Consider the following 23,614-nt stretch of genomic DNA (forward strand, 5'->3'; position numbering starts at 1 on the left):
ATGCGACTTTCCATTCTGGTTTTAGCGACAAGCCTTTCAACTTCGACGACGGCAGCCGATGCGCGTCAGTTCAAGATGTCCACTGATTTTGACTATGACGCTCATTATACGAAGCTTGCGGCAAATCCGCCTTACCTATCGAAAGAACGACTGCCTAAGGGATACAAGATTGGACGATGCCTGTTGGTCGTAGACGAGCAAACACGGATTTCGGGGGCTTGTGCATATTCCATTGAGAAGGGCGGCGATTTTCACATTGACGGCCCAAGGCAGGTCTATGGCGGCATTGACTATCCCACACCCGAGATCGGCCCGATGGAAATGTCCACCGACTATTGGGCCAATGTCTTCAAGGACGAAAACGGCAATTGGACCGGTTATGCCAATGAGGATGTCCGCTACACGAAGGGCGATGGAAGCGCTTGGTACGAACTGGTAAGAAACGGCGCTTGCTATTCAAACGAAACTAAACGCCAGCCATCTGACACCTACCAGCAACTGGTCAAGGTGTGTCTTTGGAAGAAGTGATAGGCTTAGAATGATCCAATCCCTCCTCATCGCCAATCGCGGCGGTCCTCCCCGGAACGGGGAGGGGGACCATGCGGAGCATGGTGGAGGGGTACGGGCAGGAATGCACGGCGGTGTGAACCGGGAAACGACAGTCCCTAATTTTTGGCGGGCACAAACTGGAGGCCAGAGGTTGCGCTTACTCGCCTGTACCCTTCCACCATCCTTCGGGTGGTCCCCCTCCCCGTTCCGGGGAGGATCGGCTTTGTGATCAATGGGCCGCAGGAGACGCTCAAGCGGGCGCGCAAGCTGCGCAGCGAAATGAGCTTGCCTGAGCTTATGCTCTGGCGCGTGCTTAGGGGGCGACCGAGCGGCTTTAAATTTCGGCGTCAGCATCCGGCGGGCGTCTACATATTGGACTTCTATTGCCCGGCGGTGCGCCTGGCCGTTGAGGTGGATGGCAAGGTTCACGAAGGCGAACGGGCAGCGCAGCATGACGCAGCCCGGGCGAACTTCCTGAAATCGTAGCATGTCGCGACATTGCGCGTGCCAGCGACGGCCATCATGACAAGTCTGGAGAGCGCGGTGACGCGAATAGTCGAAGTGTGCAAGGAACGGGCAATGAAGATCAGCGAACGGCAAGGCAAAGCGCCTGTGCCCCTCCACCATCCTGCGGATGGTCCCCCTCCCCGTGCCGGGGAGGATCGGCCGTGATCGCTTCCCTCCTCATCGCTAATCGCGGCGAGATCGCCTGCCGTATCATCCGCACCGCGCGCGAGATGGGCATTCGCACCGTTGCCGTCTATTCGGACGCCGACGCCAAGGCGCTGCATGTACGCGAGGCCGATGAGGCGGTGCATATCGGCCCGTCGCCGGCGCGTGAATCCTATCTGATTGGCGAGAAGATCATCGCCGCCGCCAAGTCGACCGGAGCCGAGGCCATCCATCCGGGCTATGGTTTCCTGTCCGAAAACGCCGAGTTCGCGCAAGCTGTCGCCGATGCGGGGCTCCTATGGGTCGGGCCCAAGCCTTCGTCGATCACGGCGATGGGCCTCAAGGATGCCGCCAAGAAGCTGATGGCGGAGGCCGGGGTGCCGGTGACGCCGGGCTATATGGGTGAAAATCAGGATCCGGCTTTCCTCGCCGAACAGGCGGCCGTGATCGGCTATCCCGTGCTGATCAAGGCGGTCGCGGGCGGCGGCGGCAAGGGGATGCGCAAGGTCGATGCTGCGGCGGACTTCGCCGACATGCTCGCCTCGTGCCAGCGCGAGGCGGCGGCGTCTTTCGGCAACGACCATGTGCTCATCGAAAAATATATCCTGACCCCGCGCCATATCGAGGTGCAGGTGTTCGGCGACACGCACGGAAACGTCGTCCACCTGTTCGAGCGCGACTGCTCGCTCCAGCGCCGCCACCAGAAGGTGATCGAAGAAGCCCCCGCCCCCGGCATGGACGAGGCGACGCGCGCCGAACTCTGCGCTGCGGCCGTGCGCGCGGCGCAGGCGGTAGATTATGTCGGCGCGGGGACGATCGAGTTCATCGCCGACGCCAGCGAGGGTCTGCGCGCCGACCGCATCTGGTTCATGGAAATGAACACGCGGCTGCAGGTCGAGCATCCGGTGACCGAGGAAATCACCGGGGTCGACCTGGTCGAATGGCAGCTTCGCGTCGCGTCGGGCGAGCCGCTCCCGCTGACGCAGGACGAGCTCGCGATCAACGGCTGGGCGATGGAGGCGCGGCTCTATGCCGAGGATCCCGCCAAGGGCTTCCTCCCCTCGATCGGCACACTCGAACTGTTCCAGCTTCCCGAACAACTCGGCCGCGTCGACACCGGCGTCTATGAGGGCGCCGAAGTGTCGCCCTTCTACGACCCGATGATCGCCAAGGTCATCGCCTGGGGCGAGGATCGCGAGGAAGCGCGCGAATTGCTGTCGGAGATGCTCGAGGACAGCGCGATCTGGCCGGTGAAGACCAATTCGGCTTTCCTGATCAACGCGCTCGACCACCCCGACTTCGTCGCGGGCAGCGTCGACACCGGGCTGATCGGCCGCGACGGTGACAGCATGACCGCCGAGCCCGAGCCGTCGGCGCAGGCGCTCACCAACGCCGCGATGGCGATGACGCCGCGTGTCCTGCAGGCGGGTTTCCGCCTCAACGCGCCCGATGTGCGCAGCGCGCCCTTCCTGCTCGACGGCAAGCGCGTCGAAGTCGCGCTCCATGGCCCCGGCGCCGAGCAGCCCGCGCCGGCGATGCTCGTTGCCGAGGCGGGTTCGGTGTGGCAGCTCACGCCCTGGCGCGCTGCCGGCGGCGCTGGCGGGGCCGCCGGAGATGGCGCGATCCTGTCGCCGATGCCCGGCAAGGTCATCGCAGTCGAGGTCGCAGCGGGCGACATGGTCAGCAAGGGCCAGAAGCTGCTCACACTCGAAGCGATGAAGATGGAGCATAGCCTGACCGCGCCCTTCGACGGGGTGGTGGCGGAACTAAATGCCACTGCGGGTGCGCAAGTACAGGTCGAGGCGCTGCTGGTGCGCATCGAGAAGGAAGAAGGCTGATGGCCGGCAAATATTTCGACGAATGGACGATCGGCGACACGCTGACCCACGAGATCCGCCGCACGGTGACCGAGACCGACAATCTGCTGTTCACGGTGATGACGCACAATCCGCAGCCGCTGCACCTCGACGTCGAGGCGGCGAAGGCGTCGGAGTTCGGGCAGATCCTCGTCAACGGCACCTTCACCTTCAGCCTGATGGTCGGGCTGTCGGTCGGCGACACGACGCTCGGCACGCTCGTCGCCAACCTCGGTTACGACAAGCTCGTCATGCCCAAGCCGGTGTTCATCGGCGACACACTTCACGCGACGAGCGAGGTCGTTGGTCTCAAGGAGTCCAAATCGCGGCCGAATGCGGGTATCGTGACCTTCCTGCACCGCGCGATCAACCAGCGCGACGAAATCGTCTGCCAGTGCGAACGCTCCGCGCTGATCAAGAAGAAAGCCGCCTGATGCGCCTCCGCTCCCTCCTCTTCGTCCCCGGCGACCGCCCCGAACGCTTTGCCAAGGCCGCCGCCTCGGGCGCCGACGCGATCATCCTCGACCTTGAGGATTCGGTATCGCTCGCCAATAAGGATGCGGCGCGCCACGCGATCGCCGACTATCTGGCGGGAACGCGCGAGGTCATCACAATGGTGCGCGTCAACCCGCTCGACGGACATCTGACCGCCGCCGACGTCGCCGCGATTGCCGCCGCGCGGCCCGACGCGATCATGCTGCCCAAGGCCGAGGGCGCGCCGAGCATCTTGCAGCTCGACACGATCCTGCGCAGCGAATCGGCCGACGATGCATCGCTGCCGGCGATCCTGCCGATCGCCACCGAAACCCCCGCGGCGATCTTCACCCTCGGCAGCTATCGCGAAGTCCGCGACCGGCTTGTCGGCCTGACCTGGGGCGCCGAGGATTTGCCCGCCGCGATCGGCGCGACGACCAGCCGCGAAGCCGATGGCAGCTATACGTCGCCCTATGAGGTCGCGCGCGCGATGACCCTGTTCGCCGCGCACGCCGCCGGCACCGCCGCGATCGACACCGTCTTTCCGACGATCAAGGACGAAGCCGGCCTCATCGCTTATGCCGCCCGCGCGCGCCGCGACGGCTTTACCGGGATGATGGCGATCCACCCGTCGCAGGTCGCGTCGATCAACGCCGCCTTCACCCCCGCCGCCGACGAGGTCGCGCGCGCGCAGGCGATCGTCGATGCCTTTGCCGCCAATCCCGACGTCGGGGTGCTGCAGGTCGACGGCAAGATGGTCGATGCCCCGCATTTGAAGCAGGCGCGGCATATATTGTCGCTGGCGGACTAAACACCGCCTCTTTCACGGTTAGTGTCGAGCGAAGTCGAAAGACCCTGAAGGCAGGCATTTCCCAAGCGTGTCTCGACTTGGCTCGACACCAACGGGAATTTAGGCCGGCTTTCTCCCGAACGGCCGATGCCGCGCCATCCACGCCCTGCCCCGATGCCAGTTTTTGCGCATTCCGCGCTCGGGGATCGCATCGAACATCGCGTCGGGGCTTTCAGGATCGAGCAATTCATGTTCGGCGATATAGGCGTCGAACGGTCCCGGCTTGATGAGGTCGAGCAGTTCGAGCGACCGCCCCTCGCCGCTGCACAGCGCCTCGATCGTTTCGATCAGCGACCCGCTCGCTTCGAAACCGCGCCCGACCAGCGTGGGCTCGACCCCCAGATGTTCGGCGATCAGCGATTCGCGCAGCCGGCAGATCGTGGGTTCGATCCCGGTATTGGCGGACAGCGCGGCATCGATCGTCACGTCGCATTCGCTGTCGAGCCCCATCGAGCGGTTGTTCATATTCGCCGAACCGACGCGGATCAGACGGTCATCGACGATCGCGGTCTTGGCATGGACATAGATCGGCTCGCCGCCCTTGGTATGCGGGACATAGATGCGGAGCCGGTCGCCATGCTTCGCCTTGGCGATCTCGCGGACGAGTTGCACGCGCGCGGCGTCCATCGCCATCTGCTCCAGCCAGCCATCGGCCTGTTTCGGCATCACCAGTACGAATTCGGGCGGGTCGTCCTCGTTCAGCCGTTCGGCGATCGCGGCGGCGATTTTGGCCGACGTGAAATATTGATTCTCGAAATAGATGAAGTGCTTCGCCGCCGCGATCATGTCGAGATAGAGTTGTTCGATCTCGCGGATTTCCTCGAAGCCATCATATTCCGCGCGCGTGCGCGAGATGGCGACGTCGACCCCGAAGAAATCGGGTTCGATCGCCTCGGGCCAGCTTTCGCCGTCGCCGCTGATCTCGCGCAGCGGTTTTTTGGTCGCGCGCTGCCAGCGTTCGTTGCCCAGCTCGGCGAGCGCATTGCCGACCGGGCCGGCGAGGATCATCGTCGAATCATGCCAGGGCATATAGGTTTTGCCATCGGGATCGGTTCGACGGGTGTCGCCGTCCTGATGATCGCGCGTGTCCCAGCGCCGCGCCGCGACATCGATGCCGCCGCAGACCGCCAGATGATCGTCGAACACGGCGACCTTCTGGTGATGGCTGCAACCGAAGGGATGGGCGCTGTCCAACCGGAAGCTGATCGCGCGCGTCCATTTCCAGCGCGCGATCATCGACACGATCGTCGGCGACAGGAACTGTTTTAGTCCGCCGAAATTCCAGCGCAGGATATCGATATCGCGGTCGGGGCGATGTTTCGCGAGCTGCAGCAGATAGTCGCCGAGCGGCTCGCCCTTTCCCGTCGCATCGGGGCATAGCGGTATCCGCGGATCGAAATCCCAGCCGATGAGCAGGATACGCTGCTTCGCGCCCGCCATCAGTTCCTGGAGCAGGGCGTAATAATCGGCCGCGTCGACGATCATCCGCGCCCTGTCGGCGCGTTCGATCCGCCAGCAGTTGCGGCCTTCGACGACAATCGGGGAAAGCGCGCCCTCGCTCATGCCCGCACAGACGCGCCGCAACCGCTTTGGTTGCGGGCGTCCGGCAGAAAGCGATCAGCCGGCGTGGAACTGCTCCGGGGTCAGCGCCATCATCGCGTCGCTGCCCGCCTCGATCTTGCGACGGAGCGCGCCCGCGTCGGGCATGAAGCGTTCGGCGAAATGGCGCGCAGTGACCAGCTTGGCCTCCATGAAGCCCTTGTCGCCGCGCCCCTCGGCCAGGGCCTTGTGCGCCGCCTCGGCCATCATCAGCCACATCGAACCCAGCGCGACGATGCCCATGATGTGCATATAATGATGCGCGCCGGCGCCGACATTGTTCGGGTTCGCCATGCCGTTCGCCATGAACCACATCGTCGCGGCCTTGAGTTCGCCATTGGCCTTTTCAAGGCGTTCCGCGAAATCGGCGAGTTCGGGAACATCTTTCGCGCGCGCGCATTCGCCGTCGACCACCGCGAACAGCGCCTGCACCGCGCGGCCGCCATTCTGCGCCAGCTTGCGCCCGACAAGGTCCATCGCCTGGACGCCGTTGGCGCCTTCGTAGATCATCGTGATGCGGGCATCGCGGACATATTGCGACATGCCGGTTTCTTCGATGTAGCCGTGGCCGCCGAACACCTGCTGCGCGTTGGTCGCGACATCATAGCCCTTGTCGGTGCCATAGCCCTTGATGACCGGGGTGAGCAGGCTGACGAGGTCGTCGGCCTGCTGGCGTTCCTCCTCGGTTTCGGCGACATGCGCGAGGTCGACCTGCAGCGCCCCCCACAGGCACAGCGCCCGCAGCCCCTCGACGGTCGCCTTGCCGTCCATCAACATGCGGCGGACGTCGGGATGGACGAACAGATGATCGGCCTTTTCCTGCGGGTCCTGCGGGCCGGTGAGCGCGCGGCCCTGGCGGCGGTCCTGCGCATATTGGACCGCGTTCTGGAACGCGATATCGGCCTGCCCCAGCCCCTGAATACCGACGCCAAGGCGCGCCGCGTTCATCATCACGAACATCGCGGCGAGGCCCTTATTCTCCTCGCCGACCATCCAGCCGGTCGCACCGTCGTAATTCATCACGCAGGTCGAATTGGCGTGGATGCCCATCTTGTGCTCGATCGACCCGCACAGCAGCGTGTTGTGCTCGCCCAGCGAGCCGTCGCTGTTCACCAGATATTTGGGCACGATGAACAGCGAGATGCCCTTGACGCTGTCGGGGGCGTCGGGGGTCTTCGCGAGGACCAGGTGGATGATATTGTCGGTCAGGTCATGCTCGCCCGACGAGATGAAGATCTTGGTGCCGCTGATTGCGTAGCTGCCGTCGCCATTGGGCACGGCGCGGGTGCGGATCAGCCCAAGGTCGGTGCCGCAATGCGGCTCGGTCAGGTTCATCGTCCCGCCCCATTCGCCCGAGATCATCTTGGGAACGTAGACCGCTTTCTGCTCGTCGCTGCCCTTGACGAGGATCGCGGCGACCGCCGCCTGCGTCAGGCCGGGGTACATGGCGAAGGCCTGATTGGCCGCCATGCGATATTCCTCGACCGGGAAACCGACGACATGCGGCAGGCCCTGCCCGCCAAATTCCTCGGGCTGGGTCAGCAGGGTCCAGCCGGCGTCGCAATAGGCCTTATAGGCTTCCTTGAAGCCCGCCGGGGTGGTCACGCTGCCGTCGGCGTGGCGCGTACAGCCTTCGAGGTCGCCCGACAGGTTGATCGGGAACAGCACCTCTTCGCAGAACTTGCCCGCTTCGGTCAGCACCGCCTCGACCATGTCGGGGCTGGCATTGGCGAAGCCCGGCAGGTTGGCATAACGTTCGATGCCAAGCACTTCGTTGATCAGGAACAGCGTGTCTTGGACAGGGGCGCGATAGACGGGCATGCAAAATCTCTCTGAAAAACAGGGTTGGTACCATGTCTTGCCCGGGGAGGCTGGATTGTCGAGGGTCAGTTCGCCTTTTGGCGCTCATCGACCTTTTTCACCATGTCGATGAAGCGTGACAATTCATCGACGGCGCTGTCGATATCGTCGCGCTGGCCACGGAGCAGCGCGATGCGCTCCTGGCATTTCTCGATCGTCACCTGGCGCTGGGTCTTGCGCCCGTCGCCGACGTCGTAAAGGTCGATCATCTCGCGAATGTCGGCGAGGCTGAAACCGGTGCGCTTGGCGCGCAAAATCCACGCGAGCCGCGCGCGGTCACGTTTCGAATAGATGCGCGACAATCCCTTGCGCGACGGACTGATCAGCCCCTCATCCTCGTAAAAGCGCAGCGCACGCGCGGTGACGCCGAACTCCGACGACAGGTCGGTGATGCTGAACTGTTCGCGGCCGAGGTGATCGGGCGTATCGATGTGGGCGTGGCCGTAATCGTCACTCATGCCGCTTAGGATTAGTTTCCGTTGACGTGAACGTCAAGGCTGGCCGTGCGTCGGGGAAGGCGTGGCGTTCAGATCCCGCACGGCCGGATCATATTGCCGCCTTTATCGCGCATCTGCAAGCGTTTCGCGTCGCCCTCGTTCCAGCTCGCACGCGGCAGACGCAATCCCGACAGCGAAGCGCGCGCGGGGCAAAGCCGGTCGCATTGCGCGGGCAGCTGGCCGGGCAGCCGCAGTTCGTCCTCTTCTTCGCGAACGAGCGCGCTGCACCCTTCCGCACCGGCGAAATCGAGCCGCCAGTTCTCGCCATCGCGGACGATATGCCCGCTCGCCTCGCACGACAGTCCGGGGCCGAAGGCGGCAGTGATGGCGAAGCGCCAGCGCCCTTCGCCCTCGGGTACGGCGCACATCGCGTCGCGGCCGAGATCGTGGCGTCGTTCGAACACCCCGGTCAGGTCGGCGGCCTCGGGCCGGACGATACCGCGCTCGCGCGCTGCAACTTCGAGTGGATTGCCGCTGTCCACGCCCTCGCCCGCGTCGGGTGCGGGCCGGCCGCAGGCCGCGAGCAGCAGCAACAGGCAGGCCGCGATCTTACGCATCGTCATCGAGGAAGGTCAGCCGTCCGTCCTTCTCGACCCGGCGATAGAAGCAGGATCGCCGCCCGGTATGGCAGGCCGGGCCCGCCGGCGTCACCCGCAACAGCAAGGCATCCTGATCGCAATCGACCCGCATCTCGACCAGCGTCAGCCCGTTCCCGGACGTTTCTCCCTTGCGCCACAACGCCTGCCTTGACCGCGACCAGAAATGCGCCTGCCCCGTCGCCTGCGTCAGTCGGATCGCCTCATCGTTCATATGCGCGACCATCAGCAACACCCCGCTGTCGGCATCGGTGACGATGGCGGTCACCAGGCCGGCGGCGTCGAAGCGCGGGTCGAAACGATCGGTGCTGTCGCGAATATCGGTCATGGAAGGCGCTTTAGAGCAGGACAAACGCCGCTGTCACGCATGAGTCAAAATTGGGGGGGCGACATTTGCGATTCCCCTCCCTATATGCGCCGCAGTCACTGCCCCGCACAGCTGGACAAAAATGCTCACCACACACCCGTTCGATGACGACAAGCTCCGTGAGGAGTGCGGCGTTTTTGGTATTCACGGCGCCGAGAGCGCCGCAGCCGTGGTCGCGCTCGGCCTCCACGCGCTCCAGCATCGCGGTCAGGAGGCGGCCGGCATCACCGCCTTTGACGGCCGGGATTTCCACACCCACCGCGCGATGGGCCATGTCGCGGGCAATTTCGACCGCGACGACATCATGCGCCAGCTCGCCGGCGCTTCGGCGGTCGGCCATGTCCGTTACTCGACGACGGGTGAGACCGCGCTGCGCAACGTCCAGCCGCTCTATGCCGACCTGTCGACCGGCGGCTTTGCGGTGGCGCATAACGGCAATATCTCCAACGCAACCGCGCTGAAGAAAATCCTGGTCCGCCGCGGCTCGATCTTCCAGTCGACCAGCGATACCGAGGTGATCATCCATCTCGTCGCGACGTCGAACTACCGCACCCTGCTCGACCGCTTCATCGACGCGCTGAAACAGGTCGAGGGCGCCTATTCGCTGATCTGCCTGACCGCCGAGGGCATGATCGGCTGCCGCGACCCGCTCGGCATTCGTCCGCTCGTCATCGGCAAGCTCGGCGATGCGCATATCCTGGCGTCGGAAACCGTCGCGCTCGACGTTGTCGGCGCCGATTTTGTCCGTTCGGTCGAACCGGGCGAACTGGTGATTATCCGCGACGGCGAACTGACCTCGCACCGGCCCTTCGCCGAACGGCCGGCACGTCCGTGCATCTTCGAATATGTCTATTTCTCGCGTCCCGATTCGATCGTCGACGGCACCAGCGTCTATTCGGTGCGCAAGGCGATCGGCGCCGAACTCGCCCGCGAAAATGGCGTCGAGGCCGATCTGGTCATTCCGGTTCCCGATTCGGGCACCCCGGCGGCGATCGGCTATGCACAGGAATCGGGTATCCCGTTCGAACTCGGGATCATCCGCTCGCACTATGTCGGGCGCACCTTCATCCAGCCGGGCGACAAGGTCCGTCACCTTGGCGTCAAGCTGAAGCACAATGCGAATAAGGCGCTGATCGCCGGCAAGCGCGTCGTGCTGATCGACGATTCGATCGTGCGCGGGACGACGAGCCTGAAGATCGTGCAGATGATGCGCGATGCCGGCGCCGCCGAGGTGCATATGCGCATCGCCAGCCCGCCGACCCAGCACAGCTGCTTCTATGGCGTCGACACCCCCGAACGCGCCAAGCTGCTCGCCGCGCAGATGACCGTCGGGCAGATGGCGAACTTCATCAACGCCGACAGCCTCGCCTTTCTGACCATCGACGGCCTCTACCGCGCGCTGGGCGAAGCCGAACGCAGCGACCGCGCGCCGCAATATTGCGACGCCTGCTTCACCGGCGACTATCCGACCACGCTCACCGATTTCGACGAGCATGGATTGGAAGACCAATTTTCCCTGCTCGCCGAACGAGTTGTCTGACACCATGCACAAACAGTCTGAAGAATTGGCGGGCCAGGTCGCGCTCGTCACCGGGGCAAGCCGCGGCATCGGCGAAGCGATCGCCGAAGCACTGGCAGCACGCGGCGCGCATGTCGTCATCACCGCGCGCACCGCGGGCGGGCTCGAAGAACTCGAAGATCGAATCCACGCGGCCGGCGGCAGCGCGACGATCGCGCCGCTCGACCTGACCGACGGCGACAGCATCGCCCGCCTCGCCAGCGCGATGGCCGAACGCTGGCAGAAGCTCGACATGCTGGTGCTCAACGCCGCGATGCTCGGCACGCTGACCCCGGTCGGCGCGATCGACGGCAAGGAATTCAACAAGCTGCTGACGCTCAACCTGATCGCGCAGCAGGCGCTGATCGCCAATTTCGACCCGCTGTTGCGCCGTGCTGCCAGCGGCCGCCTCGTCGCGCTGTCGAGCGGCGTTGCGCGCGAACCGCGCGCCTATTGGGGCGCCTATGCCGCGACCAAGGCGGCGCTGGAAACGCTGGTCACCAGCTATGGCGCCGAAATGCGCAATATCTCGACCGTGCGCACGGCGATCCTCGATCCCGGCGGCACGCGCACCCAGATGCGCGCGCGCGCCTATCCGGGCGAAGATCCGCAGAGCATCAAGGAGCCGGCAGCGGTCGGCGCCTTTGTCGCGCAGTTGATGGTCGACGGCTTCGACAGCACCGCTTTCCACGCCCTGCCCAAGGTGATGGCGGACGCTTAACGCGATATTTGCTTTCGCGGCCTAGAAGACCTGTTCGATCCGGGTTTTCATAAAGGTTTCGGGAATGACCAGCGGGCTTATTCGATCGGCGGTTGCCACCATCATCGGCATTGTCGTGGCGTTCGGCCTCATCCTCCTGTTCCAATATGCCAGCGCGAACCTGTTTCCCGCCGGATATGACGCGGCGGTCTATGATATTTCCGCAGAAGAGATCGAGGCCCCGATCGGCACGACCATCGCGCTGATCATCGGGTGGTTTGTCGGCACCTTCGCCGGCGGCTGGCTCGCCATGCGGGTATCGGCGGGCAATGGCGCCGGCTGGATCGTCGCAGGCGCGGTGATGGGCGCCGCCATCTACCGCGCCTCCTCACCCCTCGACGAATGGTGGATTTTTGCGCTCGCCGTCCTCGTGCCCGCCGCCGCCGCCTGGCTCGCGCAGCGCGCGACGGGCTTCGCGGCGTCGGCTACGGCTTGACCGCAGCTTCCTTGTCCACGGCGGCCTGCACCGTCTTGTAGAACGCTTCGCGCGCGGCGCCGACGCCTTCGGGGTCGGTCGCGGTCGGCCAGTTGCCGTTCGATGCGATCACCAGCTTGCGTTTGGGATCGATGAAGATCCCCTGCCCGAAAATGCCCTGCGCGGCATAGCTGCCGTCGTCGTTGGTCCACCATTGATAGCCATAGCCGCGGCCCGGAATATCGATGCCGGTCTGCTTGGTGGTCGCCGACGCGATCCAGTCATCGGGCAGCACCTTCTGCCCACCCGCGACGCCGCCGTTCAGCATGAACTGGCCGAAGCGCGCATAATCCTTGAGGCTCGCCGACATGCAGCAGCCGCTGATCTCGTGCCCCGTGGCGCCGAGCATCCACACCGCATCCTGTTCCATGCCGAAGGGTTTCCAGACCTTCTCGGACAGATAGGCGGACAGCGTCTTGCCGGTGGCGCTCGACACCAGCACCCCGATCAAATTGGTCTCGCCGGTCTTGTACACCCATTTCGACCCCGCGGGCGCTTCGCGCGGCAAGGTTTTCATATAGCTGACGGTGATGTCCTCGCCCGCGACCGGCTTCTGCAGGTTGAACAGCGCGACGTTCGACTTGGGATCGGTGTAGTCCTCGTTCCACTTGACCCCCGAGGTCATCGTGAGCAACTGCTTCACCGAGACATCGTCATAGGCGGAGCCCTTGAGCCCGGGGATATAGACGGTCACCTTGTCGTCGAGGCTCTTGATATAGCCATCCTTCACCGCCGCCCCGACGAGGGTCGAGGTGAAACTCTTGGCGACCGAAAAGCTCGTCCAACGCCCCGTGGCTTCATAGCCCAGCGCATATTTTTCGAGCCGGATCTTGCCGTCCTGGACGATGATCAACCCCGCGTTGCGCTGTTTCGCCATATAGGCGTCGACGTCGGTGCCGACGTCGAGCGGCTTGCCCTCTGGCAGCGGATAGACCTTGCCCCCCGCGGCGACGGTATTGACGACGACCTTGGGAACCGTCTCCATCGTCCGGAAAGCGGCGTCGCGTTGATCCTGGGTCCAGAACAGCACATTCAGATCCTTTGGCATATGGTCGGTTTTGATCGGTGCGGGGGATGAGCATCCCGCAGCCGCGCACAGCAATGTCGCCGCCAAAAGTCTTCGCATCTTCACCCTCCCACCCTTTGTTTTCAGGCCGTTTTAACGAGCGTGACCTGGGCGACGTCGATACCGCCGCCACGAAAGCCGCCCTCGCAATATTGCAGATAATAGCGCCACAGCCGGACGAAGCGCTCGTCGAAACCCGCCGGCAATTGCTGGTTCGCCACGGCGTCGTCGAACCGCTCGCGCCATATCCGCAAGGTCTCGGCATAGTCGCGCCCGAAGCGCCTGACGTCGCGCCAGGCCAGCCCGCGCTCTTCGGCCAGGGCGCGGAAACGGCTTTCGGAGATCAGGCAGCCGCCCGGAAAGACATAGGCCTGGATGAAGTCGCTGCTCGCGGCATAACGTTCGAACAGGCTGTCGTTGATCAGGATATACTGGATCGCCGCCTGTCCGCCCGGGCGGAGGAGGTCCGCGATGGCGTCGAGATAGGCCGGCCAATAGGCCTGCCCCACGGCCTCGACCATTTCGACGCTGGCGATCGCGTCATACGGTCCCTTCGCATCGCGATAATCGCACAATTCGATCGTGCTGCGCTCCGACAGGTCGACTGCGGCAAGCCTGGCGTCGGCGATTTCCGCCTGCGCCGGCGACAGGGTGATGCCGGTGTAGAGCACGTCGTGGCGTTCGACCGCGCGCTCCGCGAGCGCCCCCCAACCACAGCCGATTTCGAGCAACCGGCTGCCCGACCGCAGGTCGAGCCGATCGAGGATCGCGTCGAGTTTCGCGGTCTGCGCCTCCTCGAGCGACTGCGCCGTGTCGGTGAACAGCGCGCTGGAATAATTCATTCCAGCATCGAGCCACAAGCGATAGAAATCATTGCCCAAATCATAATGGGCGTGGATGTTGCGCCGCGCACCACGGCGGCTGTTGCGGTTGAGGACATGCGCCGCGCGATTGAGCCAACGCCACGGCCCGCGCGACCGCGCGGCATTGCCGAGCGTTTCGCCATTGCGCATGAACAGATCGAACAAAGGCACCGGGTCGGGCGACGACCATTCGCCCTTGTCCCAGGCGCGATACCAGCCCACCGATCCCGACAAAGCGAGGCGGACGAGCGCCGCCCAGCTGTGCAAATGGACGACCGCGACCGGTCCGCTGCCCCGCCCGCCCAGGATGCGCACGCTGCCGTCGGGCAGATGCCCTTCCAATGTGCCATGGTCGAGCCCGGCGTCGATCTTGTCGAGGCGTCCGTGAAAAAAGGCCGCCGGCGCGCGGGCCATCACCCAAGCGACCAATCCGCCCGAGCGAAAGGCGCGATCCGCCTGTAGCAGCCGTCGTCCCCGCCCCGTCCTGACATGCGTGTTCATAACGGCATCACTGCCAAAAAGCGGCGCACCTGACAATCAATTGTCGTGCGACTTCATGACGTCATAAGCGGTGAGCGCCCGCGCGCGGGCTTCGCGGTGGCCGATGATTTTCGGCGGATAGCCCGACGGGCGCTGACCATGTTCGTCAGGGTCGTGAATCGCGCGCTCATCGAGGCCGGCCAGTTCGGGCACCCATTCGCGAATATAGCCCACCGCGTCGAATTTCTCCGACTGGGTCAGCGGCGCCATGATGCGCGGGAACATGTTCGAATCGATCCCCGTTCCGGCGGTCCATTGCCAATTCACGCTGTTGTTGCCGTAATCGGCGTCGACCAGCGTGTCCCAGAACCATTGCTCGCCGCAGCGCCAGTCGATGAGCAGATGCTTGATCAGGAAACTCGCGGCGATCATCCGCACGCGGTTGTGCATCCAGCCGGTCGCCCAGAGCTGACGCATGCCGGCATCGACGATCGGGTAGCCGGTGCGGCCCTGCTGCCAGGCTTTGAGGTCTTCGTCGGCCGATTGGCCTGTGCGCCAGTGGAAGTTGGCGAAAGTGTCGCGGGCGTTGCGCGTACCGTAGTCGGGGAATTGGAGGATCACATTTTGGGCGTAGTCGCGCCATGCGACTTCCGAGAGAAAAACGTCCGTGTTTCCAGCGGCTTCTGAAATGCGATGCCAGATATAGGCGGGGGAGACTTCGCCGAAGTGGAGATGGGGGGATAGGCGCGAGCTGCCTTCTTCAGACGGTAAGTTGCGACGACGGTCGTAGTCGGCGGCTTCGTCGATGAAATAGGCGACGCGTTGGCGCGCCCCGTCCTCGCCGGGGGTCCATAACTGGCGAAATCCCGTGGCCCAATCGGGGTTGGCAGGCAGGAGGTTCCAGTCGGCGAGTTTGTCGGAGGCCGGCCACTTCGGCGGCGCGGCGATATCGCGCGGGCGGTTTGCCGGTGGCGGGGGCGGCATGCGTTCCTTGAGCGCGCGCCAGAAGGGGGTGTAGATTTTGTAGAGGGTGCCGGTTCCCGTGGTGACCGATCCGGGCGGGGCGAGATAATTGCCGTCGTGGCGGACGAGATCGAGTTGCTTGCCGACGGCGCGTTCGGCATTGCGCCACCAGGGTTCGTAATGGTGCAGGCAGTGGACCTGCCCCGCCCCCGTTTCCTCGGCGATTTGAGCGAGTTGATCGTCACTCTTGCCGCGACGCAGGATCAGCCGCGAGCCCTTTTCGCGCAGCGCCGCGTCGAGACTGGTCAGGCTGTGGTAAAGCCACCAGCGTGAGGCGGCGCCCATCTTGCGATGCTTCGGGGTTTCGTCGTCGAGGATATAGACCGGGATCACCGGCCCCGCAGATGCGGCGGCGAGCAGCGCCGCCTGGTCCGAGAGGCGGAGGTCGCGGCGGAACCAGACGATGGAGGGAGCGGTCAGGGCCTGGGTTCCGGCTTGGGATCGACGATGACTTCAAACTGCCCGCGGCTGAGCGGGTTCCCGAAACGCTGGTCGGACAGGATCAAGCGGCCCTTTGTGTCGAACTTCGCGACGGGCATGCGCGACCAGAAGAGGAAGGCCTGCGCGACGGGGCTGGTGGCGACCATCGGGGCGACGCGCGGGTCGTCCATGCCGATCGGTGATCCCGTGATATCGACATTGCCGCCCGAACCGAGGTCGAAACTGGCGCTGCCCTGGCGGTCGGCGGTGCGCCAGAAGACGTCGCGTTTCCAGAACATCAAGGGCGGCGGGCTGGCGACAACGAGCGCGTCGGGGTGGCCGCCGCCGCGCAGAACCGCCGCGATCTCGCGCTCAGCGGTGCCGGTGATCGCGCCGTTGAAGAGGATATAGGCGCACACCGTAGTGAAGCCGACCCAGGCGGGGCGCGTCCAGGCCGCGACCTGCGCGCGCTCGCGGCGGAGCGAAAGCCAGATCGACAAGCCGAGCGCGATCCATATCCACAGGTCGATGATGAAGATGCTGTCGCCATAGAACCAGCGGGGACTGAACGGTTCGAGCAGGCGGATGCCGTAATTGTTGAGCCAGTCGAGCGCGGGGTGGCTGAGACAGCCGATATAAGCGAGCGCGAGCAGCCAGCCCTTGTGGATCGGCAGGCGGTTTTCAGGGCGCTTGCCGCGTTTCGTCTGCCAGCGGTCGAACGCGATCATCGCGGCCCAGAGCAGGATCGGCAGCAGGATCAGCGCGATCGGGCCATGGGTGATGCCGCGCCGCATCGACAGCGAGAGCTGGCCGTAGACGGTGCAGGCGGCGTCGATATCGGGAATATTCGCCGCGATAATCAGCGTCGGCATCGCGAGCCCGGTTTTCTTCTTGAGCCCCATCTGGCCGAGCACGGCGCCGACTAGGCTGTGGGTCAGGTTGTCCATTTTACCTCAATTTTTGGTTGGACAATGACTCGCACAAAGCCGCGAAGCCACAAAGGGGTTTATTGGAGAAAATACCCTCAAATTCTCGTCATGCTGAACTTGTTTCAGCATCCACGGCCCGAATTCGAATTGGACGCAGCGCCGAAGGAAGCGGCAGGCCATGGATCCTGAAACAAGTTCAGGATGACGATGCTATAAGCGTCGCTTTTCCGTCGGCGCCTGCCAGTCCAGCGAGGCCGTCCGGGCCAGTTCTTCAACATCCGTCGTCAAACCGGCCCCTTTGTGGCTTCGTGCGAGTCCTTTACAACTCCGGCCCGCCCTCGGTTACCGTCCAGGTCTGGCCCTTTTTGAGCAGGCTCTGGAGGTCGGCGGTCTTGCCTTCCGCCGCCGCCTTGTTCTGGCGCCAGACGTCGGCTTCGAAGGTTGGGCGCGGGTCGTCGTAGAGGACGCCGAGGGCCATCGGAAACTCGCCGAAGCGCATTTCGACGAGCATGTGCGCGACGCTGCGGTTGGTGACGTCGTGGACGATCACGCCCGCCGACTGCCAGTCGCCATCGATCACGTCGACGACCTTGAGGTGCAATTCCTCATTATCGAGCGCGATGCCCTTGGTGCCCTTGGCGAACAGCATCGGTTCGCCGTTCTCGAGCCAGAGCTGGCGGTCCTCGGCACCCTTGGGGGCGGCGAAGTCCTCGAACACGTCCTTGTTATAGACGATGCAGTTCTGGAAAATCTCGATGAAGGCCGCGCCCTTGTGGGCGTGGGCCGCTTTGAGGACTTCGGGCAGCTTCTTCGACACGTCGAAGCCGCGCGCCACGAAACGCGCGCCGGCGCCGAGCGCGAAGGCGGCGGGCTGCGCGGGGCGGTCGACCGAGCCATAAGGCGTCGAGGGGCTGCTCGTTCCGACGCGGCTGGTCGGCGAATATTGACCCTTGGTGAGGCCATAGATCTCGTTGTTGAACAACATGATCTGGCAATCGAGATTGCGGCGGATCAGGTGCATCGTGTGGTTGCCGCCGATCGACAAGCCGTCGCCGTCGCCGGTGACGATCCAGATGTCGAGCCCCGGATTGGCGAGCTTCAGCCCCGTCGCGAAGGCCGGCGCGCGGCCGTGGATCGTGTGGAAGCCATAGGTTTCCATATAATAGGGGAAACGCGACGAGCAGCCGATGCCGCTGATGAACACGGTGTTCTCGGGCGTCGTGCCGATGTCGGGCATGGTGCGCTGCACCGCCTTCAGGATCGCATAGTCGCCGCAGCCGGGGCACCAGCGGACTTCCTGATCGGTTTCCCAATCCTTGAGCGTCGTCGTCCGCGCGATGGTGGTCATCTCGTTCATTAGAGGGCTCCCTCGATCGCCGCTTCGATTTCGGCGATGGTGAAGGGCTGGCCCGACACCTTGTTCACCGGCTTCGCATCGACCAGATATTGATCGCGCAGCACGGTCTTGAGCTGGCCGGTGTTCATTTCGGGCACGATCACCTTGTCATAGCTTTTGAGCAGTTCGCCGAGGTTGGCGGGCAGCGGCCAGATGTGGCGGATGTGGATATGGCTGACGTCCCTGCCCTCGGCGCGCTTGCGGCGGACCGCCTGGTGGATCGGGCCGAAGGTCGAGCCCCAGCCGACGACGGCGAGCTTGCCGCCCTCTGCGCCGAGCTCGACGACCTGATCCGGAACCTTGACGCCATCGACCTTGTCCTTGCGGATATCGGTCATCGCCTGGTGGTTCGACGCCTCATAATTGATGTGGCCGGTGTCGATTTCCTTCTCGATCCCGCCGATGCGGTGGAGCAGCCCGGGCGTGCCGGGCTTGACCCAGGGGCGCTTGAGCTTTTCGTCGCGGCCATAGGGCTTGAAGCCGCCTTCGGGCACTTCGGTGAGAAATTCGACCGGGAAGGCTTCATAGCTCGTCAGGTCGGGCACGGCCCAGGGCTCGGCGGCATTGGCGATATAGCCGTCGGTGAGCAGCATGACCGGGGTCATATATTGCACCGCGATTCGCACCGCTTCGATCGCGCATTCGAACGCGTCGCCGGGCGAGCGCGCGGCGACGACCGGCATCGGGGCGTCGCCGTTGCGGCCATAGACCGCCTGATAGAGGTCGGACTGCTCGGTCTTGGTCGGCAAGCCGGTCGAGGGACCGCCGCGCTGCGAATTGACGATGACGAGCGGCAGTTCGGTCATAATCGCGAGGCCCATCGCCTCACCCTTCAGCGCGATGCCGGGCCCCGACGACGAGGTCACGCCGAGCGAACCGCCGTAGCTGGCGCCGATCGCCGAGCAGATGGCGGCGATTTCGTCCTCGGCCTGGAAGGTCGTGACGTCATATTCCTTGAGCCGCGACAGATGATGCAGAATCGCCGAGGCGGGGGTGATCGGATAGCCGCCGAAGAACATCGGCAGCTTGGCGAGCTGCGCACCCGCGACGAGGCCGAGCGCGATGCCTTCGGCGCCGGTCAGCGTGCGGTAGAGGCCGGGCGCGACCGGCGCCGGATCGACATGATGCTGTTTGAGCGGGCCCGCGAGTTCGGCGGTCTCGCCATAGGCATGGCCGGCGTTGAGCGCGGCGACGTTGGCAGCGGCGAGGTTCGGGTCCTTGGCGAATTTGCCGCCCAGCCAATCGATCAGCGGCTGGCGGTCACGGTCGAACATCCAGAGCGCGAGCCCCAGCGTCCACATATTCTTGCAGCGCAGCGCTTCCTTGTTGCCGAGCCCGAACGGTTTGACCGCGTCCATCGTGAGCTGGCTGATGTTGAGTTTCAGGAGCTGCCATTTGGCGAGGCTGCCATCCTCCAGCGGGTTGGCGTCATATTTCGCCTTGGCGAGGTTGCGGTCGTTGAACTCGCCCTCGTCGGCGATGATCAGCCCGCCCTGCTTGAGCACCGGAACATTGGTCTTGAGCGCCGCCGGGTTCATCGCGACCAGCACGTCGGGCGCGTCGCCCGCCGTGTCGATCGCCGACGATCCGAAATTGATCTGGAACGCCGACACACCGAACAGCGTGCCCTGCGGCGCGCGGATTTCGGCGGGAAAGTCGGGGAAGGTGGCAAAGTCGTTGCCCGCAAGCGCCGAGGAAAGGGTGAATTGACCGCCGGTCAATTGCATCCCGTCGCCGCTGTCACCCGCAAATCGAACCACCACTGCATCGGAAAGGGGGGACTGCCGATCGTCGGCCCGGTCCTCTACCGCACTCGCCATTTTCTGTTTCTGCCTTTGAATCTTGCGAACCTGTGACATCGGCCTAGGCCTGTCGGCAACAAGCCGCAATTCAGAAAAAATTGTGCGGCGCAAAGCGAATGGCTGCGGTCGGTTTCGATTCGCGATTGAATTTGCACCGCCAATGCCGAATAGCGAGCGGTAGCGACCATGACGGGAGAGACAGCATGACCGACGGCCCCACCCCCTATACGCGCCCCGATGTGGCCGCCTTTCTGGCCTTCCTCAACGCGCAGGAAGGGCCGAAAATGGAAGAGATGCCGGCGGACGGCGCGCGCGAGATGTTCCGGGTGATGACCCAGATGGCCGACAGCCCGCGCGGCGAGATCGCCAAGGTCGAGGACCGGACGATCCCCGGCCCGGCGGGCGACATTCCGATCCGACTCTATGACAATCGCCCCGACCGCGCGGTCGGTCCGGTGCTGGTCTTCTATCATGGCGGCGGCTGGGTGATCGGCGACCTCGACACCCACGACGGTTATTGCGCCGAGGCGGCGCGGCTGCTCGATTTGCCGGTGATCGCGGTCGACTATCGCCTCGCCCCCGAACACCCCTTCCCCGCCGCGCCCGAGGATTGCGAGGCGGCGACACGCTGGGTCGCCGACAATGTGCCGTGCACCGGACTGGTGCTGGCGGGCGAGAGCGCGGGCGGCAATTTGACCATCGCGACCGCGCTGACCTTGCGCGACAAGCCGGCGTCGAAGACGGTGCTGGCGATCCATCCCATCTATCCCGCAGTGACGACGCACAACGACTGGCAGAGCTATCGCGATTTCGGCGAAGGCTATCTGCTGACCGAAGGCAGCATGACCTGGTTCGGCAATCAATATGCCGCCGACCCCGCCGACTATCGCGCATCGCCGCTCGATTTCCCGGCCGAGGGCCTGCCGCCGACGCTGTTGGTAACCGCCGGACTCGATCCGCTGCGCGACCAGGGCCGCGCCTATGCCGCCAAGCTGGTCGAGGCGGGGGTGACGACGATCTATCGCGAGGGCGCCGGCACGATCCATGGCTATATCAACCTGTCGCAGGGCATCCCGAGCGCCAAGCAGGATATCAAGGGCGCGCTGACCATGCTCAAGGCGATGATCGCCGAAGCGACCGCGAGCGCATGACCGACCACAGCAGCCTTCCCTATCGCCCCTGCGCCGGGGTGATGCTCGCCAACCGCGACGGCCGGATCTTTGTCGGCCAGCGACTCGATACGTCGAGCGAGGCCTGGCAGATGCCGCAGGGCGGAATCGACCCCGGCGAAGATGCCGAAATGGCGGCGATCCGCGAACTCGGCGAAGAAACCGGGGTGCATGGCGGGCTGGTCGAGATCATCGCGCGCAGCCGCGAGGAATATTTCTATGACCTGCCCGATCATCTGATCGGCAAGATGTGGGGCGGCAAATATCGCGGCCAGCGCCAGCACTGGTTCCTGATGCGCTTCATGGGCGAGGACAGCGACATCAATATCGCGACGAAGCACCAGGAGTTTCGCGCCTGGCGATGGTCCGAGCTGAACGAGATCGAGAAATTGATCGTTCCGTTCAAGCGCGCGCTTTATCGCGGGCTGGTCGAGGAGTTCGGGCCGCTGGTCTGATCGCGAAGCGCCAGCGCGGTGCGGAAGACATCGGCGAACATGGCGGGGGTGAGCCGCCCGGTGTTCGTGTTGTAGCGCGAGCAATGATAGCTGTCGACGAGGTGACGGCCGTCGGGGAGCCTATGCACCGCGCCATGGGCGAAGCGATAGGCGGCGAGGCGCCCGCCCGCAGCGCGCACCGCCGCGTCATGCGCGATCTTGCCGAGCGCGATGATCACCCGGACCTTGGGGAGCGCGGCCATCTGCGTTTCGAAAAAGGGGCGGCAGGCGGCGATTTCCTGTGGGTTCGGCTTGTTCTGCGGCGGCAGGCATTTGACGCTGTTGACGATGATCGCGCCGTCGAGGGTCAGGCCATCGTCGATGCGCGCGTCATAACGCCCCTCGCTCAGCCCGAATGCGGCGAGCGTCGCAAACAGCAGGTCGCCGGCATAGTCGCCGGTGAAGGGACGCCCGGTGCGGTTGGCGCCATGCTTGCCGGGCGCGAGTCCCGCGAAGGCGAGCCAGGCCTCGGGATCGCCGAACGCATAGACCGGCGCGTTCCACCAATCGGGATATTCGGCGCGGCATTCGGCCCGCAACGCGACAAGGCGCGGACAGTTGGGGCAGTCGCGCGGCGGTTCGGTGCCGGGCAAAGGGCTTACAATCTCCACCCCGTTGCGATAGGCGCAGCGTCATGTCCGATGCAACGCTTCGCTCCGGGATTCCTTTGGCGCTCTATGCGATCGGCCTGGGGTCGAACCGGCGCCATGCCCGCTTCGGCGATCCGCGTCAGGTGCTGATGGCGGCGCTGGGCGCGCTCGAAAACGCGGACATCGAGCCGGTCGACGCCAGCCCGATCATCGCCAGCGAGCCGCTCGGTCCGTCGCGGCGGCGCTACGCCAACGCCGTGGCGCTCGTCGCGTCACCGCTGAGCCCGCCCGCGATGCTCGAACGGCTGCAGGATATCGAAGCGGCCTTCGGTCGCCGCACCGGGCAGCGCTGGAGCGCCCGCACGCTCGATCTCGACATCTTGCTGTGGTCCGGCGGCACCTGGGCCGATCGCGATCTGACCATCCCGCACCCGGCGATGGCGAGCCGCGCCTTCGTCCTCGGCCCGCTGCGCGCAATCGCACCCGACTGGCAGCATCCGCTGCTCGGTCGCAGTGTCCGCCAGCTCGCGGCGAAACTGGTGCGGGCAAAGCCGGTTGACCCGAACGCATCGGCGCACTAGGGCGACGGCTCACTTCGCGGACGACCTTTTCAGGGCACCGCGATGGGCCCTTAGCTCAGTCGGTAGAGCAACTGACTTTTAATCAGTAGGTCGCTGGTTCGAACCCAGCAGGGCTCACCATTCATGGCATTGATTTTATTTGCTTTAATAGAAATTTCGCGGTCTGGCGCTTCGCCAAGTACCGAATAGGCACCGTACCGATTGGCCCTTGCCTTTATGTGCAATTGGCATGCTCTCGGCGAGATAGGTGAGATAGCCTATTGCCACTATGCAGCCCCGCAAGGCCAGTCTAAGAGGCCAACCTAAGATATTTCGACTAAGGTTTGGGGGTGAGCGGAATGTTGACACCATGCCAGTGTAGAATGGCGCGAGCTGCAGTGGGCCTGTCACGACCGGCGTTCGCTGATCGAGCGAATATTTCTATTGCTACCCTTTCCGACTTCGAACTCGGCAAACGGGTCCCTTATGACCGGACGCTGAGAGATATCAGAGGCGCATTTGAAGTTCTCGGAGTGACGTTCCTTGTCTCCGATGCATTGGGACATGGGGTACGTTATCGCGTGACGTGACCCCCTGATTTTCCTCCAACAGTGATTAGAGTCCGGCCTTGAAGGAAGGACGGACAGATGAAGCGTTTGAGGTTTTCGGAAGAGCAGATCATCGGGGTGTTGAAGGAAGCGGAGGCGGG

The 23,614-nt window shown here is 64.3% G+C and carries 24 protein-coding genes and 1 tRNA gene; 13 read left to right on the forward strand and 12 right to left on the reverse strand.

Annotated elements, in window-relative coordinates; genetic code table 11:
• The 5 genes from ACREB7_RS04275 (at position 1) to ACREB7_RS04295 (ending at position 4,362) form a co-directional block, all read left to right on the forward strand.
• A complete protein-coding gene (locus ACREB7_RS04275; RefSeq protein WP_431591054.1) occupies positions 1–528 on the forward strand; it encodes a hypothetical protein in 528 nt (175 codons plus the stop codon).
• A gap of 246 nt (positions 529–774) precedes the next feature.
• Positions 775–1,035, forward strand: a complete 261-nt coding sequence (locus ACREB7_RS04280) for an endonuclease domain-containing protein (RefSeq protein WP_431591055.1) — start codon at positions 775–777, stop codon at positions 1,033–1,035.
• Between the two features lie 182 nt (positions 1,036–1,217).
• A complete protein-coding gene (locus ACREB7_RS04285) occupies positions 1,218–3,059 on the forward strand; it encodes an acetyl/propionyl/methylcrotonyl-CoA carboxylase subunit alpha (RefSeq protein WP_431591056.1) in 1,842 nt (613 codons plus the stop codon).
• On the forward strand, positions 3,059–3,511 hold the full coding sequence (locus tag ACREB7_RS04290) for a MaoC family dehydratase (RefSeq protein WP_431591057.1): 453 nt from the start codon (positions 3,059–3,061) through the stop codon (positions 3,509–3,511). The genes ACREB7_RS04285 and ACREB7_RS04290 overlap by 1 nt, the downstream gene beginning before the upstream one ends.
• A complete protein-coding gene (locus ACREB7_RS04295; RefSeq protein WP_431591058.1) occupies positions 3,511–4,362 on the forward strand; it encodes an HpcH/HpaI aldolase/citrate lyase family protein in 852 nt (283 codons plus the stop codon). Before ACREB7_RS04290 ends, ACREB7_RS04295 begins: the two co-directional genes overlap by 1 nt.
• A gap of 99 nt (positions 4,363–4,461) precedes the next feature.
• Here ACREB7_RS04295 and ACREB7_RS04300 read toward each other — a convergent pair whose 3' ends face one another.
• The 5 genes from ACREB7_RS04300 to hisI all read right to left on the reverse strand — a co-directional run bounded on the left by ACREB7_RS04300 (position 4,462) and on the right by hisI (position 9,281).
• Positions 4,462–5,964: a phospholipase D-like domain-containing protein gene (locus ACREB7_RS04300; protein WP_431591059.1), complete on the reverse strand. Its 1,503-nt coding sequence runs from the start codon at positions 5,962–5,964 to the stop codon at positions 4,462–4,464.
• Positions 5,965–6,018: 54 nt separating this feature from the next.
• Entirely contained in the window at positions 6,019–7,821 is a 1,803-nt protein-coding gene (locus ACREB7_RS04305) for an acyl-CoA dehydrogenase C-terminal domain-containing protein (RefSeq protein ID WP_431591060.1), read from the reverse strand.
• A gap of 65 nt (positions 7,822–7,886) precedes the next feature.
• On the reverse strand, positions 7,887–8,318 hold the full coding sequence (locus tag ACREB7_RS04310) for a MerR family transcriptional regulator (RefSeq protein WP_431591061.1): 432 nt from the start codon (positions 8,316–8,318) through the stop codon (positions 7,887–7,889).
• Between the two features lie 68 nt (positions 8,319–8,386).
• Positions 8,387–8,920: a hypothetical protein gene (locus tag ACREB7_RS04315; protein ID WP_431591062.1), complete on the reverse strand. Its 534-nt coding sequence runs from the start codon at positions 8,918–8,920 to the stop codon at positions 8,387–8,389.
• Positions 8,907–9,281: a phosphoribosyl-AMP cyclohydrolase gene (gene hisI, locus ACREB7_RS04320; RefSeq protein WP_431591063.1), complete on the reverse strand. Its 375-nt coding sequence runs from the start codon at positions 9,279–9,281 to the stop codon at positions 8,907–8,909. The genes ACREB7_RS04315 and hisI overlap by 14 nt, the downstream gene beginning before the upstream one ends.
• Positions 9,282–9,402: 121 nt before the next feature.
• Here hisI and purF point away from each other — a divergent pair, with 121 nt between their 5' ends.
• The 3 genes from purF to ACREB7_RS04335 all read left to right on the forward strand — a co-directional run bounded on the left by purF (position 9,403) and on the right by ACREB7_RS04335 (position 12,074).
• Positions 9,403–10,860, forward strand: a complete 1,458-nt coding sequence (gene purF / locus ACREB7_RS04325) for an amidophosphoribosyltransferase (RefSeq protein WP_431591064.1) — start codon at positions 9,403–9,405, stop codon at positions 10,858–10,860.
• A gap of 4 nt (positions 10,861–10,864) precedes the next feature.
• On the forward strand, positions 10,865–11,599 hold the full coding sequence (locus ACREB7_RS04330) for an SDR family NAD(P)-dependent oxidoreductase (RefSeq protein ID WP_431591065.1): 735 nt from the start codon (positions 10,865–10,867) through the stop codon (positions 11,597–11,599).
• Positions 11,600–11,663: 64 nt separating this feature from the next.
• Entirely contained in the window at positions 11,664–12,074 is a 411-nt protein-coding gene (locus tag ACREB7_RS04335) for a hypothetical protein (protein WP_431591066.1), read from the forward strand.
• Here the strand turns inward: ACREB7_RS04335 and ACREB7_RS04340 are convergent.
• From ACREB7_RS04340 to ACREB7_RS04365, 6 genes are all read right to left on the reverse strand, one after another.
• Positions 12,064–13,143 carry a serine hydrolase domain-containing protein gene (locus ACREB7_RS04340; RefSeq protein WP_431591067.1) on the reverse strand — a complete coding sequence of 360 codons (1,080 nt, stop codon included), beginning with the start codon at positions 13,141–13,143 and terminating at the stop codon, positions 12,064–12,066. The genes ACREB7_RS04335 and ACREB7_RS04340 overlap by 11 nt on opposite strands.
• Positions 13,144–13,262: 119 nt before the next feature.
• A complete protein-coding gene (locus tag ACREB7_RS04345) occupies positions 13,263–14,543 on the reverse strand; it encodes a class I SAM-dependent methyltransferase (protein WP_431591068.1) in 1,281 nt (426 codons plus the stop codon).
• A gap of 36 nt (positions 14,544–14,579) precedes the next feature.
• Positions 14,580–15,965, reverse strand: coding sequence for a cryptochrome/photolyase family protein (locus ACREB7_RS04350; protein ID WP_431591079.1), 1,386 nt, complete (start codon positions 15,963–15,965; stop codon positions 14,580–14,582).
• Entirely contained in the window at positions 15,962–16,912 is a 951-nt protein-coding gene (locus ACREB7_RS04355; RefSeq protein WP_431591069.1) for a metal-dependent hydrolase, read from the reverse strand. Before ACREB7_RS04355 ends, ACREB7_RS04350 begins: the two co-directional genes overlap by 4 nt.
• A gap of 301 nt (positions 16,913–17,213) precedes the next feature.
• Positions 17,214–18,251, reverse strand: a complete 1,038-nt coding sequence (locus tag ACREB7_RS04360; protein ID WP_431591070.1) for a 2-oxoacid:ferredoxin oxidoreductase subunit beta — start codon at positions 18,249–18,251, stop codon at positions 17,214–17,216.
• Positions 18,251–20,110: a 2-oxoacid:acceptor oxidoreductase subunit alpha gene (locus ACREB7_RS04365; protein WP_431591071.1), complete on the reverse strand. Its 1,860-nt coding sequence runs from the start codon at positions 20,108–20,110 to the stop codon at positions 18,251–18,253. The genes ACREB7_RS04360 and ACREB7_RS04365 overlap by 1 nt, the downstream gene beginning before the upstream one ends.
• A gap of 185 nt (positions 20,111–20,295) precedes the next feature.
• Between ACREB7_RS04365 and ACREB7_RS04370 the strand changes: the two genes are divergently transcribed.
• Together ACREB7_RS04370 and ACREB7_RS04375 are read left to right on the forward strand one after the other, a co-directional pair.
• On the forward strand, positions 20,296–21,243 hold the full coding sequence (locus ACREB7_RS04370) for an alpha/beta hydrolase (RefSeq protein WP_431591072.1): 948 nt from the start codon (positions 20,296–20,298) through the stop codon (positions 21,241–21,243).
• Complete coding sequence (locus tag ACREB7_RS04375; RefSeq protein ID WP_431591073.1) at positions 21,240–21,716, forward strand: RNA pyrophosphohydrolase; 477 nt, start codon at positions 21,240–21,242, stop codon at positions 21,714–21,716. Before ACREB7_RS04370 ends, ACREB7_RS04375 begins: the two co-directional genes overlap by 4 nt.
• Here ACREB7_RS04375 and ACREB7_RS04380 read toward each other — a convergent pair.
• A complete protein-coding gene (locus ACREB7_RS04380; RefSeq protein ID WP_431591074.1) occupies positions 21,677–22,366 on the reverse strand; it encodes a uracil-DNA glycosylase in 690 nt (229 codons plus the stop codon). The two genes, ACREB7_RS04375 and ACREB7_RS04380, sit on opposite strands and share 40 nt — an antisense overlap.
• A 23-nt stretch (positions 22,367–22,389) precedes the next feature.
• On the opposite strand from ACREB7_RS04380, the gene folK reads away from it, so the two are divergent.
• The 3 genes from folK (at position 22,390) to ACREB7_RS04395 (ending at position 23,495) form a co-directional block, all read left to right on the forward strand.
• Positions 22,390–22,926, forward strand: coding sequence for a 2-amino-4-hydroxy-6-hydroxymethyldihydropteridine diphosphokinase (gene folK / locus ACREB7_RS04385; protein WP_431591075.1), 537 nt, complete (start codon positions 22,390–22,392; stop codon positions 22,924–22,926).
• A 44-nt stretch (positions 22,927–22,970) separates the two neighbouring features.
• A tRNA-Lys gene (locus ACREB7_RS04390) sits at positions 22,971–23,046 on the forward strand.
• Between the two features lie 242 nt (positions 23,047–23,288).
• Positions 23,289–23,495 carry a helix-turn-helix domain-containing protein gene (locus ACREB7_RS04395; protein WP_431591076.1) on the forward strand — a complete coding sequence of 69 codons (207 nt, stop codon included), beginning with the start codon at positions 23,289–23,291 and terminating at the stop codon, positions 23,493–23,495.
• Positions 23,496–23,614: the final 119 nt, after the last annotated feature.

Origin of the sequence: Sphingopyxis sp. (genome assembly GCF_050725615.1) — a bacterium.
Classification (GTDB): Bacteria; Pseudomonadota; Alphaproteobacteria; order Sphingomonadales; family Sphingomonadaceae; genus Sphingopyxis.